The sequence below is a fragment of the Pseudoduganella namucuonensis genome (genome assembly GCF_900116645.1).
GTDB classification, from domain to species: domain Bacteria; phylum Pseudomonadota; class Gammaproteobacteria; order Burkholderiales; family Burkholderiaceae_D; genus Rugamonas; species Rugamonas namucuonensis.
Genome location: NZ_FPBO01000005.1, coordinates 201,842 through 216,445 on the forward strand (window position 1 = coordinate 201,842; position 14,604 = coordinate 216,445).

Here is a 14,604-nt window from a genome sequence, read left to right on the forward strand (position 1 = left end):
GGCTTTCTCAGGAAGAACAGCTGACTTCAAGGTGGCTTGCCCAATCCGGCGGCAGCGCCGCGTAGGCTTCGTGTTCAGGCTGTTCGTCGTACGGGCGTTCCAAAACTGTCAGCAGGCGCGCGATTTCGGTGAAGTCCTTATTCTGCGCTTTTTCAATCGCGACCTGCGCCAGGTAATTGCGCAGCACGTATTTGGGGTTGACTTGATCCATCGCAAGCTTACGGTCCGCGTCGACGCTGTTTTCGGCGCGCAGGCGGGCGCGGTAGCGCTGCGCCCAGGCGTCGAATGCGGCGCGGTCGAGGAACAGGTCGCGCACCGGGGCGTCCGGATGGTTCGCGCCGGCTTCGGCCATGGCCGCCGCGTCCGGCACCGCGTCCACGCGCAGGGCGCCCAGGCGGCGGAAGAACTGGGTGAAATCGGCGTGATTGTCCTCCATCACCGTGAACATCGCCTCCATCAGGTCGCGGTCGTCGTCCTGCGCGGTCGCCAGGCCCAGCTTGGCGCGCATCAACTGGTCGGCTTTGGCGGCGAAGGCCGATTGGTAGACGTCCAGCGCGTCCTGTGCGGCCTTCACCTCGCCGATCAGCGGCAGCAGCGCCTTGCCCAGCGCGTAGCAATTCCAGTGGCCGATCTGCGGCTGGTTGCCATAGGAATAACGGCCGCCTTGGTCGCTATGGTTGCAGATATGGCCGCGGTCGAACGCCTCCATGAAACCGAACGGGCCGTAATCCAGCGTTTCGCCCAGGATGGACATATTGTCCGTGTTCAGCACGCCATGCATGAAGCCGACCGCCTGCCACTGCGCGACCAGCTCGGCGGTGCGGCGCGTGACTTCGCGCAGGAAGGCCGCGTACGCGTTCTCTTCGGCGCGCAATTGGGGATAAAAACGGTCGATCACGTAATCGGCCAGGATTTTGAGCTGCTCCGGCTGCTTGCGGTAGAACCAGTGTTCGAAGGAGCCGAAACGGACGAAGGTGGGCGCCATACGCAGCACGACCGCCGAGGTTTCCACCGATTCGCGATAAACGCCTTGGTCCGAACCGGCCACGGCCAGCGCGCGCGAGGTCGGAATGCCGAGCGCGGCCATGGCTTCCGAGCACAGGAATTCGCGGATCGACGAGCGCAGCACCGCGCGGCCGTCGCCCATGCGCGAATACGGCGTCAAGCCCGCGCCTTTCAGTTGCAGCTCGATGGGCCCGGACGGCGTGTCGGCGTTGCCCAGCAGGATGGCGCGGCCGTCGCCCAGCTGGCCGGCCCAGACGCCGAACTGGTGGCCGGAATACACGGCCGACAGGGGCTGCGCGCCGTCCGGCACGCTGTTGCCGGCCAGGATGTCCAGCGACGCCTGTTCCGCCAGCGTCGCCTGGTCCAGCCCCAGCAGGGCGGCGGCCGATGCGCTGGTCGCCACCAGATACGGGGCGGGCAGGGGAGTCGGCATTAATCGGGTGTAGAAATCGGACGGCAGGCTCGCGAACGAGTTGTCCATGGGCAGCTTTTTGATGGCGGTTCCAGTAGCTGTAGAGAGTGAATCCTTGATTTTAACGCACAGCTCCGATTCTATGCAGGGCCACACGGACCACAAGTCCGGTTACACTCGCTTACCGCCCTCGCGGCCACGCTTTGTGGCAAATGGTGCGGTGCAGCATCGAAACTGTTTGACGAAAATAGCACGCACGTTCCATTATTTGTTTATAGAAGATTCATACTAATAAAGCAAAACACCAAGGAGACCCGATGTCCTATCCGCAGAGTCCGTTGCCTCGGAGCCCATTGATGGGCCAGATGATGAACCAGCCGCTGCTTGTCTCCAGCATCATCGAGTTTGCGGCGCGTCATTTCGGCAATAGCGAAATCGTTTCGCGCCGTGTCGAGGGCGACATCCACCGCTACACCTACCGCGAGTGCCACCAGCGCGCGCGCCGCCTGGCCAACGCCTTGCAGGGCCTGGGCATCGAGATCGGCGACCGCGTCGCCACCCTGGCCTGGAACGGCTACCGCCACCTGGAAGCGTATTACGCCGTGTCCGGTTCCGGCGCGGTGCTGCACACCATCAATCCGCGCCTGCATCCAGACCAGATCGCCTACATCATCAATCACGCGGAAGACCAGGTGCTGCTGTTCGACCTGACCTTCCTGCCCGCCGTGGAAGCGGTGGCCGCGCAGTGCAAGCAGATCAAGACCTATGTGCTGATGTGCGGCCGCGACCGCATGCCGGCGGAAACGCGCGTCGCCAATCTGCTGTGCTACGAGGACTTGATCGACTCCCATTCGGACGACTACGCGTGGCCGCGGTTCGACGAGAACTCGGCCTGCACGCTGTGCTACACGTCCGGCACCACGGGCAATCCCAAGGGCGCGCTGTATTCGCACCGTTCCACCGTGCTGCACGCCTACGCCTCGGCGATGCCGGGCGCGCTCAACGTGAGCGCCAAGGACACCGTGCTGCCGGTGGTGCCCATGTTCCACGTCAACGCCTGGGGCCTGCCGTACTCGGTCCCGCTGTCCGGCGCCAAGCTGGTGTTCCCGGGGGCCGCGCTGGACGGCAAATCCGTCTACGAGCTGTTCGAGTCCGAGAAGGTCACGTTCTCGGCCGGCGTGCCGACCGTGTGGCTGGGCCTGATCAACTACGCGACGCAGAACAAGCTGAAGTTCTCCACCTTCCGCCGCACGGTGATCGGTGGCTCGGCCTGCCCGCCGGCGATGATGAACGCGCTGATCGACGAGTTCGACGTGGAAGTGGTGCACGCCTGGGGCATGACGGAAATGTCGCCGCTGGGCACGGCCTGCATGCTGCAGGCCAAGCACGCCGAACTGCCCAGGGAAGAGCAGCGCAAGATCCTGCAGAAGCAGGGCCACGCGGTGTACGGCGTGGACATGAAGATCGTCGACGACGACGGCAAGGAGTTGCCGTGGGACGGAAGCAGTTATGGCCACTTGCTGGTCAAAGGACCATGGATCATCTCGTCCTACTACAAGGAGGAGGGCGGCGACCCGCTGCAGGACGGCTGGTTCCCCACCGGCGACGTGGCCACCATCGACCCCGACGGCTATATGCAGATCACCGACCGCAGCAAGGACGTGATCAAGTCCGGCGGCGAATGGATAGGCACCATCGACCTGGAGAACATCGCGACGGCGCATCCGGCCGTGATGCAGGCCGCCTGCATCGGCGTGGCGCATCCGAAATGGGACGAGCGCCCGCTGCTGGTGGTGGTGGTGCGGCCCGGCATGGCGGTGAGCCGCGAAGAGTTGTTGAAATTTTACGAGGGCAAGATCGCCAAATGGTGGTTGCCGGACGACGTGGTCTTCGCCGACACGCTGCCGCTGGGCGGCACGGGCAAGGTTCAGAAAAACAAACTGCGTGAACTATATAAGGAGCACAAACTGCCCACCGCTTGATTGACCGCTGTACGAAGGCCCTACTAAAACGATAAAGAAGGATGGAGACCATGACCTACCGCAAGCTCGCAATCGCAATCAGCCTGACCCTGATGACCTCGGCCGCCAGTGCCGAGAACGTGAAAATCGCCTTCATCGACCCGCTGTCCGGCCCGTTCGCGCCGGTCGGGCAAAACCAGCTCAAGAGCTTCCAGCTGATCGCCGACATGGCCAACAAGGGCAAGTGGGCCGGCGACAACACCATCGAGGTGGTCGGCTTCGACAACAAGGGCAGCCCGCAGGAATCGCTGACCCAGCTCAAGGCCGTGATCGACCAGGGCTACCGCTACATCACGCAGGGCAACGGTTCCGGCGTCGGCCTGGCGCTGCTGGACGCGGTGAACAAGCACAACGAGCGCAATCCCGGCAAGGAGGTCGTCTACCTGAACTACGCGGCGGTCGACCCCGACATGACCAACAGCAAGTGCAGCTTCTGGCACTTCCGCTTCGACGCCAACTCGGACATGAAGATGGAGGCGCTGACCAGCTACATGGCGCCGGACAAGAACATCAAGGCGGTCTACATCATCGGCCAGAACTACGCCTTCGGCCACGCGGTCAGCCGCGCCGCCAAGGAATACCTGGCGCGCAAGCGGCCAGACATCAAGATCGTCGGCGACGACCTGCACCCGATCGGCCAGGTCAAGGACTTCTCGCCCTACATCGCCAAGATCAAGGCCGCGGGGGCGGACACCGTCATCACCGGCAACTGGGGCGCCGACCTGGCGCTGCTGATCCGCGCCGCCAAGGACGCCGACCTGAAGGCCAACTTCTACACCTATTACGGCATCACCACCGGCGTGCCGACCGCGATGGGCGCCGCCGGCGCCGAGCGCACCAAGATCATCGGCAACTGGATGGCCAACAACGAGACGCTGAACGGCAAGGAAGTGGTGGAGGCGTTCAAGGCCAAGTACAACGACGACTATTACGCGGCGCAGACGCACGTGATCATCACCATGCTGTCGAACGCGATCAAGGCCGCCCGCACGGCCGATCCGGTCAAGGTGGCGTTCGCGCTGGAGGGCATGAAGACGCAGTCGCTGAACGGCGGCGTGATGATGCAGAAGGCCGACCACCAACTGCAGCAAAACCTGTACATCGGCACCTGGACCAAGACCAACGGCAAGGACATCAAATACGACCAGGAAGGCACCGGCTACGGCTGGCGCATGGACAAGAAGATCGACGCCTACGTCGCCGGCCAGCCCACCTCCTGCCAGATGAAACGCCCAGGCTAAATCTTCAGAACGCGTAGGGCGGGGCGCTCGGCCCGCCGGATGGTTGCTGGACCGCTTGCATCCGGCGGAATGGCGGCGGGCGCCGAGCCCGGCGCGCCATTCCGCCCCACGCGGCGCATTCTCCCCGGATATCTATGGAATTCACCTTATTTACACTGCTGAACGGTGTGAGTTACGGACTGCTGCTGTTCATGCTGTCGTCCGGGCTCACGCTGATCTTCAGCATGATGGGCGTGCTCAACTTCGCGCACGCCAGTTTCTACATGCTGGGCGCCTACATCGCCTACACCATCAGCAGCCAGATCGGTTTCTGGCCCGCGCTGGTGCTGGCGCCCGTCGCCGTCGGCCTGCTGGGCGCGATGGTCGAGCGCTACGGCCTGCGGCCGCTGCACAAGTTCGGCCACATCCCCGAACTGCTGTTCACCTTCGGGCTGTCCTTCCTCATCGTCGAGCTGGTGCAGCTGATCTGGGGCCGCGCCGCCGTGCAGTACGCCATCCCGGCGGAACTGGACGGACCGCTGTTCACCCTGTTCACCACCAGCTTCCCCAAATACCGCGCCTTCATGATGCTGGTCGCGCTGGCCATGCTGGGCGGCATCTGGCTGGTGCTGACCCGCACCCGCATCGGCCTCGTGATCCAGGCCGCGCTCACCCATCCCGAGGCGGCCGAGGCGCTGGGCCACAACGTGCCGCGCATCTTCATGTGGGTGTTCGGCGGCGGCAGCGCGCTGGCCGGCCTGGCCGGCGTCATCGGCGGCAACGCCTTCGTCACGGAACCGGCCATGGCGGCCACCGTCGGCAGCATCATCTTCGTGGTGGTGGTGGTCGGCGGCATGGGGTCGCTGGCCGGGGCCTTCATCGCCTCGCTGCTGATCGGCGTGATGCAGACCACCGCCGTGGCGCTGGACTATTCCTTCGCCAGCCTGCTGGGCCAGATGGGCGCCTCCGTCTCGCCGGGCACGCCGTTCTACGCGTTGATGAACGTGACCATCGCGCAGAGCGCGGCCATCCTGCCGTACCTGCTGCTGGTACTGATCCTGATTTTCCGCCCTAAGGGCTTGCTGGGGACCCGCGAATGAGCACCGTGCGCTTTCAACCTATGAACCTGGGCCGCTGGCTGCTGTGGAGCGCCTACGCCCTGATCCTGCTGGCCGCGCCGCTGGTCTTCAGCAAGGGCGGCGGCCTGACCCTGCTGTCCCAGATGGGCACGGTGATGATCTTCGGCCTGTCCTACAACATGCTGCTGGGGCAGGGCGGCATGCTGTCCTTCGGCCACGCCGTGTATTCGGGCCTGGGCGCGTTCTTCGCCATCCACGCGATGAACCTGGCCGGCGCCGGCCAGGCGCCCATCCCCACCAGCATGATCCCGCTGGTGGGCGGCCTCGCCGGCATGGCCTTCGGCGTGCTGTTCGGCTATGTGACCACGCGCCGCGCCGGCACCACCTTCGCCATGATCACGCTGGGCCTGGTGGAGCTGGTGTTCGCCAGCTCGCTGATGTTCCCGGACTTCTTCGGCGGCGAGGGCGGCGTCACCACCAACCGCGTGATCGGCGACAAGATCCTGGGCATCAGCTACGGTCCGCAGATCCAGGTCTACTACCTGATCGCGTTCTGGCTGTTCGTCTGCACCGTCACCGTCTACGCCTACACGCACACGCCGCTGGGCCGCATCATCAACGCCGTGCGCGACAATCCGGAGCGTGTCGAGTTCATCGGCTACGACACGCAGTGGGTGCGCTACCTGGTGCTGATCCTGTCGTCCTTCTTCGCCGGCGTGTCCGGCGGGCTGTCCGCCATCAACTTCGAGATCGTCAGCGCGGAGAACGTCAGCGCGATCCGTTCGGGCAGTATCCTGCTGTTCACCTTCATCGGCGGCATCGGCTTCTTCTTCGGGCCGCTGCTGGGCGCCATCGTCGGCATCCTGTTCTCGGTGCTGCTGTCGGACTACACGCCGGCCTGGCAGCTGTATCTGGGCCTGTTCTTCGTGCTGCTGGTGCGCTACGCGCCTGGCGGACTGGGCAGCCTGCTGATGCTGCTGCTGCGCACCGCCAAGTTCGGCCAGTTCGGCCGCGTGGCCGGACCGCTGGGCTGGGTGTGCCTGGCCGCGCTGCCGGCCGTGCTGGGTCTGGTGCTGTGCGTGGAAATGCTGTACCACCTGACCATGGAGGCGGCCAACGGCAGCGTCAAGAACCTGTTCGGCGTGGCGGCGGACACCCGCCATGCCATGCCGTGGCTGGTGGCCGGCGGCCTGATGCTGGCCGGCGTGCTGGGCTGGCGCCGCGCGCAACCGGCGTTCGCCGAGGCCTGGAACGACGCCAGCGCCGTCATCGCCGCTAAAATAAGGAGCGCATCATGAGCGCCATGCACAATCCGACCATGCCCGCGCATGTTCCCGCCATGGCGCTGGAGCTGCGCGACGTGCGCAAGAGCTTCGGCAAGTCCGAGATCATCCGGGGCGCCAACCTCGGCATCGCCAAGGGCGAGCGCTGCGCGGTGATCGGCCCCAACGGCGCCGGCAAGTCCACCCTGTTCAACCTGATCTCCGGACGCTTCCCCCTGTCGTCCGGCGAGATCAGGCTGAACGGCGGCGTCATCAGCGGCAAGAAGCCGTACCAGATCAACCGCCTGGGGCTGTCGCGCAGCTTCCAGATCAGCAATCTGTTCGTCAACCTGTCGGTCTACGAGAACCTGCGCTGCGCGGTGCTGTGGTCGCTCGGCTACAAGTATTCGTTCTGGCACCAGCTGGGCAAGCTGCGGGACGCCCACGAGCGCGCCGAGCAGGTGCTGGAGCAGATCGGCCTGCAGCGCCAGCGCCACGTGCCGGCCGGCGTGCTGACCTACGCCGAGCAGCGCGCGCTGGAGATCGGCATCACCATCGCCGGCGGCGCCGACGTGATCCTGCTGGACGAGCCGACGGCCGGCATGAGCCGCTCGGAATCGGACGCGGCGGTGGAACTGATACGCAAGGTCACCGTCGGCAAGACCCTGCTGATGGTGGAGCACGACATGGGCGTGGTGTTCGGCCTGGCCGACAAGATCGCGGTGCTGGTGTACGGCGAGGTGATCGCCTGCGACACGCCGCAACGCATCCGCGGCAACGCGGAGGTGCAATCGGCCTATCTGGGCACGGAACAGGAGACCGAATATGCTTGAGATCCGCAACCTGCACGCCTACTACGGCAAGAGCCACGTGCTGCACGGCGTCGACCTGCACGTCAAGCCGGGCGAGATCGTCAGCCTGCTGGGCCGCAACGGCGCCGGGCGCTCCACCCTGGTCAAGGCCGCGATGGGCCAGGTCAGCGCCACCGGCTCGGTCAAACTGAAGAACGAGGACATCCTGGGGCTGAAGGCCTACCAGATCGCCTACAAGGGACTGGGCTACGTGCCGGAGAGCCGCGACGTGTTCCCCACGCTGACGGTGGAGCAGAACCTGGTGCTGGGCGAGAAGTCCGGCAAGCGCGGCGGGCGCTGGTCGCTGGAGGACATGTACGGCATGTTCCCGCGGCTGCGCGAGCGGCGCGCCGTGCCTGCCGGCGTGCTGTCCGGCGGCGAGCAGCAGATGCTGACCCTGTGCCGCACCCTGATGGGCGATCCGGACCTGATCATGATCGACGAGCCCACCGAGGGGTTGGCGCCGAAGATCGTGACGCTGGTGGGCGAGTACCTGATGGCGCTGAAGGAGAAGGGCGTGTCGGTGCTGCTGGTGGAGCAGAAGCTGGCGATCGCGATGGAGATCTCGCAGCGCGTCTACGTGATGGGCCACGGCGCCATCGTGTTCGAGGGCACGCCGGCCCAGCTGCGCGCCGACGCGGCCGTCCGCAAGGAGTGGCTGGAGGTCTAGCCTAGGCGGCCACGCCCTCGGGCGCCAGCTTGTCGAGCAGCCGCGCGCAGTCGAACATGCAGACGGTGCGGGTGCCGCCGTCGGGCAGCGGCAGTTCCAGCACTTCGCTGGATTCGCTTTGCGGCCCGCCGGCGCGCTGGCCCCCGCGCATCAGCTGGGGCGCGCCGTAGCGATGGCTGTCGTCGATGGTGACGATGGTCTCCACGCCGTCCACCACCAGCCCGTAGCGCTCCTCGCCGCGCTCGATCACCAGCACCTTGGTCCCTTCCTCCTGCTCCAGCGGCGCCATGCCGTACAGCTGGCGCAGGTCGATCAGGATCACCATGCGCTGGCGCAGGTTGAGCACGCCGGCCACATGGGGCGGCATGCCCGGCGGGCGCGTGATGTCGCCCTTGCGGTCGATGATCTCGCGCACCTGCGTGATTTCCAGCGCGTAGCTCTCTTGCACGCGGAACGTCAGGTAGACCTTGCGCCGGGTCTTGCGCTCGGCGCGGACCTGGCCCTGGTCCAGGAACAGCGCGGCGTGGCCCTGGTGCATCCGGGTGATCTCGGCGTGGGAGAAAATGCCCTGGTGGTCGAGCAGGATGATGTCGGCGCCGTCCGGCCGCGTCAGGCAGCCGCCGAACATGGCGGCGCGCGCCTTGCTCAGCAAGGGAATCGGCAGCAGCTCCTCGCTGGCGAAATGGACAATGCTGTCCACCTCGTCGACCAGGAAGCCGATGGTCGCGTGGTCGATGCGCGCCACGATCACGCGCCGCTCCGGGCCCGGCGCGGCGGCCTCGCCGCCCAGCAGCGTGGCGAAGTCCACCGCGGCCACCTGGCTGCCCCTGAAATTGAAGCGTCCCAGGCACAGTTTGCTGTTCAGCACCGACCCCTGCAGCTCCGGCACGCGGATGATTTCCTGGATGGCCGCCATCTCCAGCGCGAAGCGCGAACCGCCCGAGCGGAAGGTGACGCAGTGGCGGCGCCGCCCGAGCGCGGCGCGCGCGCCGCCGGCCGGCTGCGCCGCGATGCGCAGCGCGACCACCTGCGGCACGTTTTCCACGCGGACCAGGCTGGCCGGGGCCAGGATTTGCAGCAGCCTGGCGCCGTTGTCCAGCAGGATGGTGCCGGCGATCACGCCCGGCGCGGCGGCGCCGTCGTAGGCCAGCCGCGTGCGCTGCTCGGGCCGCACGCGCAGGATCTCGCCGGTGGCGTGGAACAGGATGCCGACCAGCACGTCCTGGTGGTCGATGATGGCGATCTTGTGGCTGGGCGCGGCCGCCGGCGCGTCCGGATCGAACAGGCGGCCCAGGTTCACCACCGGGATCACGCTGCCGCGCAGGGTGAACATGCCCTCCAGATAGGGCGGGCACAGCGGCAAGGCGGTGAGCCGCTCGGGGAAGTTCACCACCTCCCGGATGCAGCTGGCGGGCAGTGCGAACTCGTCCTCCCCCAGCATGAAGGAGCCGAACAGTTCAGTGGCGGGCGCTGCGGTGTCGGTGTTTTCCATGGTCGGCGGCCTCCAGGGCCGGAGTGGTGATGGTTTGAATGGCGCATTGATAGCGGGCGCAGTCGATCAGCATGCGCCGGCCGGCATGTCCGCCGAGGTCGCTGTCGGTCACGCGCAGACCGTAGCGCTGCAGGACGGCCAGCGCCGCCACGATGTTCTGGCGGCCCACCGTCAGCAGGCCGGTGCCGGGGCCCAGCATGCTGGCGCCGCCGGCCACCACGACGTCGATGTCGGCGTAGTCCGCCGGCGTGGCGCCCAGCACGGTCAGCATCGAGGGCACGGCCTGGTCCACGTAGCGGGCGCCCATGCCGCGCTCGCCGGGCGGCGCGGCCGGCAGCAGGCAGTGCGCCAGCGCGCAGCGCCCGCCCTGGGGCCACAGCAGGGCCAGACCCACGCACGAGCCGAGCACGGCCACCAGCGTGTCGCCGCGCGAGCCGGCCGCCAGCCGGCCCATGCCGACCTCGCGCGGCAGCGTGGCCGGCGCGCGGGCCAGGGTGGCGCCCGCGGGCTGGGCGGGGCCCGCCATGGGTTCAGACCACGAAGCCGGAGACGGTCTTGTTCAGGTCCGCCGCCCGCTCGTTCAAGCCCTCGGTGGAGCGGGCGATGCTGTCGCAGCTGCCGGCCGACTTTTCCGCCTCCTCGGCGATGTACTGGATGGCCGCGCTGACCTCGCGCGCGGCCAGCAGCTGTTCCCTGGCCGATTGCGAGATCTCCGAAATGGCCTGGCCGGTCTTGCCGACCCCGCTGACGATCTTGTCGAAGGCGTCGCTGGCCTGGCGCGAAATGTCGCTGCCGGAGGTGACGCGCTTGACCGATTCGTTGATCAGCTTGGAGATCTCCTTGGTCGCCTGCGAGGAGCGCTCGGCCAGCTTGCGCACCTCGTCGGCCACCACCGAGAAGCCCAGGCCGTGCTCGCCGGCGCGCGCCGCCTCGATGGCGGCGTTGAACGCCAGCATATTGGTCTGGCTGGCGATCTCGCTGATGACCTTGACGATCTCGCCGATGTCCTCGGACGAACGGTTGATCAGGTCCATGGCCTCGATCGACCGGGCCACGGCCTTGGCGCCGGTTTCGGCCTCCTGTTGGGTGGCCTTGGCCAGCGCGTCGGCGCTGGCGGTGCTGGCGGCGATGGAATCGATCGATTTGCTCAGGCCGTCGATGGAGGCGTTCATCTGCTCCACCGTGGCGCCCAGCGCCTGCGTGCCGGAGGCGACCACGCCGGCGCGCTCGGCGATGGTTTGCGACGCGTCCGCGAAGCCGGTTGCCGAGCCGACCACCTGGCCGATCACGCCGCGCAGGTCGGCCATCATCTTGCCGATGCCGATGCCCAGCAGGTCCAGCGGCTCGTCGCCGGCGGCCTGGACCTCGCTGGTCAGGTCGCCCTTGGCGGCCCGCGCCACCGCCTGCAACAGTTGCGTCACCTTGTTGCCGTCCGATTCGGCCCTGGCGTGGATGCTTTCTTCCAGCAATACCTGCTCGGTGATGTCGATGGCGAACTTGACGATTTTATAGGGTTTGCCGTTCAGATCGAATATCGGATTGTAAGTCGCCTGGATCCAGATAACCTTGCCATTATTCCCGACGCGCTTATATCGGCCGCAATCGAATTCACCCCGGTTGAGTTTCTGCCAAAATTTCTTATATTCAATGGTATTCGCATAAACGGGGTCGCAGAATAAACGGTGGTGTTCGCCGCGGATATCCTCCAGCGCGTAACCCATCACGGCCAGGAAGTTGTCGTTGGCGTTCAGGACGTGGCCTTGCATGTCGAACTCTATGACGGCCTGGGCCTTGTCGATGGCGCTGACCTTGCCCTCGAACTCGGTGTTGCGCATCTTCGACGCGGTGATGTCGGTGGCGAACTTGATCACTTTGTAGGGGCGGCCCTCGGTGTCGAACACCGGGTTGTACGAGGCGTTGATCCAGATTTCACGGCCGTCGCGGGCCAGGCGCTTGTAGTCGCCCTGGTCGAACTGGCCGGCGCGCAGCGTTTCCCAGAACTTGCGGTAGGCGTCGCTGGCGGCGTAGGCCGGTTCGCAAAAAATGGAATGATGCTTGCCTTGCACCTCGTCCAGCGAGTAGCCTAGCGTACGCAGAAAATTGTCATTGGCTTGCAGGATGGTGCCGTCCAGGTTGAATTCAATCACGGCCTGCACGCGATTCAACGCGGTATTAATTGCCACTAATTCAAGCTCGTGCGTATCGGCTTGCTGCATAATCGTGCTGCCCATGGAGGCTCCCGTTGATAACTGAATAAGGCCGCCGATTTATTGATTGGCGTCAAAGGTGTTAAAGATTATTACGCCGATTCTCCACCGATACAATAAAAAGCGGCGGGGGCATGTCGCTGGAGTGGACGTAGGGCAACACTTTCGGGAGGCAAGCGACGCCGGCGCGACGGCTTAAAAAAAATAATACGACCGTTCGTTTTTGCGTTATAGTTAGGTTTTTGCAGCCTGTTCACACTACAAGAAGGAAGAGACATGAGTGCCGAATATCACGTACAAGGTTCTGTTGCAGTCATCACCCTGGACAACCCGCCGGTCAACGGCCTGGGCCACGCGACCCGCCTGGCGGCGGTGCAGGGCGTCCAGAAGGCGCTGGCGGACGACGCCGTCAAGGCCATCGTCATCACCGGCGCGGGCAAGGCCTTCTCCGGCGGCGCCGACATCAAGGAGTTCAATTCGCCGAAGGCGCTGGCCGAGCCGAATCTGCACTCGCTGATCCGCACGGTGGAGGAGTCCACCAAGCCGGTGGTCGCCGCCATCCACACCGTCTGCATGGGCGGCGGGCTGGAACTGGCGCTGGGCTGCAACTACCGCGTGGCGATGCCGGGCGCGCAGATCGCGCTGCCGGAAGTGAAGCTGGGCCTGGTGCCCGGCGCCGGCGGCACGCAGCGCCTGCCGCGCGTGCTGGGCCTGGAAATGGCCCTGAACATGATCGTCTCCGGCACGCCGGTGGCGTCCGAGAAGCTGAAGGGCACCGCGCTGTTCGACGAGATGTTCGCGCCGGACGCCGACCTGCTGGCATCGGCCGTCGCCTTCGCCGGGAAGGTGGCCGACGCGCGTCCGCTGCCGCGGGTGCGCGACATCAAGGTCGACTACCCCAATCACGAGGCCTTCCTGCAGTTCTCGCGCAACACCGTGAAGGCGATGTCGGGCCCGTTCCCGGCGCCGCTGGAATGCGTGGAATGCGTGGCCGCCACCGTGACCATGAAGTTCGAGGACGGCCTGAAGTTCGAGCGCGAGCGTTTCATCGCGCTGATCCAGACCCCCGAGTCGAAATCGCTGCGCCACGCCTTCTTCAGCGAACGCCAGGCCAGCAAGGTGCCCGACGTGCCGGCCGACACCCCGGTGCGCGCCATCAGGAAGGCGGCCGTGATCGGCGCCGGCACCATGGGCGGCGGCATCGCGATGAACTTCGCCAACGCCGGCATCCCGGTCACCATCCTGGAAATGAAGCAGGAGGCGCTGGACAAGGGCCTGGCCACGATCCGCAAGAACTACGAGAACACCTTGAAAAAGGGCAAGCTGACGCAGGAGAAGTTCGACCAGCGCGTGGGCCTGATCACCGGTTCCCTGAGCTACGAGGAGATCGGCGACGCCGACATCGTGGTCGAGGCGGTGTTCGAGGAGATGGGCGTCAAGGAAACCGTGTTCCGCAAGCTCGACGAGGTGATGAAGCCGGGCGCCATCCTGGCCTCCAACACCTCCACGCTGGACGTGGACCAGATCGCCAGCTTCACCAAGCGTCCCCAGGATGTGGTCGGCACCCACTTCTTCAGCCCGGCCAACGTGATGAAGCTGCTGGAGATCGTGCGCGGCGCGAAAACCGGCAAGGAAGTGCTGGCGACCACGCTGGCGCTGTCGAAAAAGCTGAAAAAAACCGGCGTCGTCTCCGGCGTGTGCGACGGCTTCATCGGCAACCGCATGATCGAGCAGTACAGCCGCCAGGCCGGCTTCCTGCTGGAGGAGGGCTGCCTGCCGGAGCAGGTGGACAAGGCGGTCGAGAAGTTCGGCTTCGCCATGGGCCCGTTCCGCATGGGCGACCTGGCCGGCAACGACATCGGCTGGTACATCCGCAAGCGCCGCTACGTGGAATCGCCGGAGATCACCTACTCGAAGACCGCCGACCTGCTGTGCGAAATGGGCCGCTTCGGCCAGAAGACGGGCGGCGGCTGGTACGACTACAAGGCCGGCGACCGCAAGGCCTATCCGAACGAGGACGTGAACGCGATGATCGTCAAGCACTCGGCCGACCTGGGCGTTGAGCGCCGCAAGATCAGCGACCAGGAGATCGTCGAGCGCCTGGTGTACGCGCTGGTCAACGAGGGCGCGAAGATCGTGGAGGAGGGCATCGCGCTGCGCGCCTCCGATATCGACATGGTGTACCTGACCGGCTACGGCTTCCCGCTGCACCGCGGCGGCCCGATGTTCTACGCCGACACGGTGGGCCTGCCCAACGTGCTGGGCACCATCGAGCGCCTGGCGCGCGGCCGCCACGGCGACGCCTGGAAACCGGCGCCGCTGCTGGTCAAGCTGGCCGCCGAGGGCAAGGGCTTCAACGGCTAAGCCTATCGGCCCGCCGGCCCC

General features: G+C 65.9%; 11 protein-coding genes. 7 read left to right on the forward strand and 4 right to left on the reverse strand.

Annotated elements, in window-relative coordinates; translation table 11 throughout:
- Nucleotides 1-7 precede the first annotated feature (7 nt).
- Nucleotides 8-1,486, reverse strand: a complete 1,479-nt coding sequence (locus BM436_RS07750; protein ID WP_093554937.1) for a protein adenylyltransferase SelO — start codon at nt 1,484-1,486, stop codon at nt 8-10.
- Nucleotides 1,487-1,773: 287 nt separating this feature from the next.
- Here BM436_RS07750 and BM436_RS07755 point away from each other — a divergent pair, with 287 nt between their 5' ends.
- The 6 genes from BM436_RS07755 to BM436_RS07780 all read left to right on the forward strand — a co-directional run bounded on the left by BM436_RS07755 (nt 1,774) and on the right by BM436_RS07780 (nt 8,520).
- Nucleotides 1,774-3,399, forward strand: coding sequence for a 3-(methylthio)propionyl-CoA ligase (locus BM436_RS07755; RefSeq protein ID WP_177307045.1), 1,626 nt, complete (start codon nt 1,774-1,776; stop codon nt 3,397-3,399).
- Between the two features lie 50 nt (nt 3,400-3,449).
- Entirely contained in the window at nt 3,450-4,679 is a 1,230-nt protein-coding gene (locus BM436_RS07760; protein WP_093554939.1) for a branched-chain amino acid ABC transporter substrate-binding protein, read from the forward strand.
- Nucleotides 4,680-4,813: 134 nt separating this feature from the next.
- The gene (locus tag BM436_RS07765) at nt 4,814-5,758 is read left to right on the forward strand and encodes a branched-chain amino acid ABC transporter permease (RefSeq protein WP_093554940.1); all 945 of its coding nucleotides are present in this window, start codon (nt 4,814-4,816) and stop codon (nt 5,756-5,758) included.
- On the forward strand, nt 5,755-7,035 hold the full coding sequence (locus tag BM436_RS07770) for a branched-chain amino acid ABC transporter permease (RefSeq protein WP_093554941.1): 1,281 nt from the start codon (nt 5,755-5,757) through the stop codon (nt 7,033-7,035). Before BM436_RS07765 ends, BM436_RS07770 begins: the two co-directional genes overlap by 4 nt.
- On the forward strand, nt 7,032-7,832 hold the full coding sequence (locus BM436_RS07775) for an ABC transporter ATP-binding protein (protein ID WP_229489568.1): 801 nt from the start codon (nt 7,032-7,034) through the stop codon (nt 7,830-7,832). Before BM436_RS07770 ends, BM436_RS07775 begins: the two co-directional genes overlap by 4 nt.
- Nucleotides 7,825-8,520 (forward strand): ABC transporter ATP-binding protein, encoded by a 696-nt coding sequence (locus BM436_RS07780; RefSeq protein ID WP_093554942.1) that lies wholly within the window; start codon nt 7,825-7,827, stop codon nt 8,518-8,520. Before BM436_RS07775 ends, BM436_RS07780 begins: the two co-directional genes overlap by 8 nt.
- 1 nt (nt 8,521) lies before the next feature.
- Here the strand turns inward: BM436_RS07780 and BM436_RS07785 are convergent, their stop codons facing one another.
- The 3 genes from BM436_RS07785 to BM436_RS07795 are packed head-to-tail and all read right to left on the reverse strand — an operon-like array spanning nt 8,522 to nt 12,195.
- Nucleotides 8,522-10,012: a chemotaxis protein CheW gene (locus BM436_RS07785; protein WP_093554943.1), complete on the reverse strand. Its 1,491-nt coding sequence runs from the start codon at nt 10,010-10,012 to the stop codon at nt 8,522-8,524.
- Nucleotides 9,978-10,538: a chemotaxis protein CheD gene (locus BM436_RS07790; protein ID WP_093554944.1), complete on the reverse strand. Its 561-nt coding sequence runs from the start codon at nt 10,536-10,538 to the stop codon at nt 9,978-9,980. The genes BM436_RS07785 and BM436_RS07790 overlap by 35 nt, the downstream gene beginning before the upstream one ends.
- 4 nt (nt 10,539-10,542) lie before the next feature.
- Nucleotides 10,543-12,195, reverse strand: a complete 1,653-nt coding sequence (locus tag BM436_RS07795) for a methyl-accepting chemotaxis protein (RefSeq protein WP_229489570.1) — start codon at nt 12,193-12,195, stop codon at nt 10,543-10,545.
- Between the two features lie 300 nt (nt 12,196-12,495).
- Here BM436_RS07795 and BM436_RS07800 point away from each other — a divergent pair, with 300 nt between their 5' ends.
- On the forward strand, nt 12,496-14,583 hold the full coding sequence (locus BM436_RS07800; RefSeq protein ID WP_093554946.1) for a 3-hydroxyacyl-CoA dehydrogenase NAD-binding domain-containing protein: 2,088 nt from the start codon (nt 12,496-12,498) through the stop codon (nt 14,581-14,583).
- Nucleotides 14,584-14,604 lie beyond the last annotated feature (21 nt).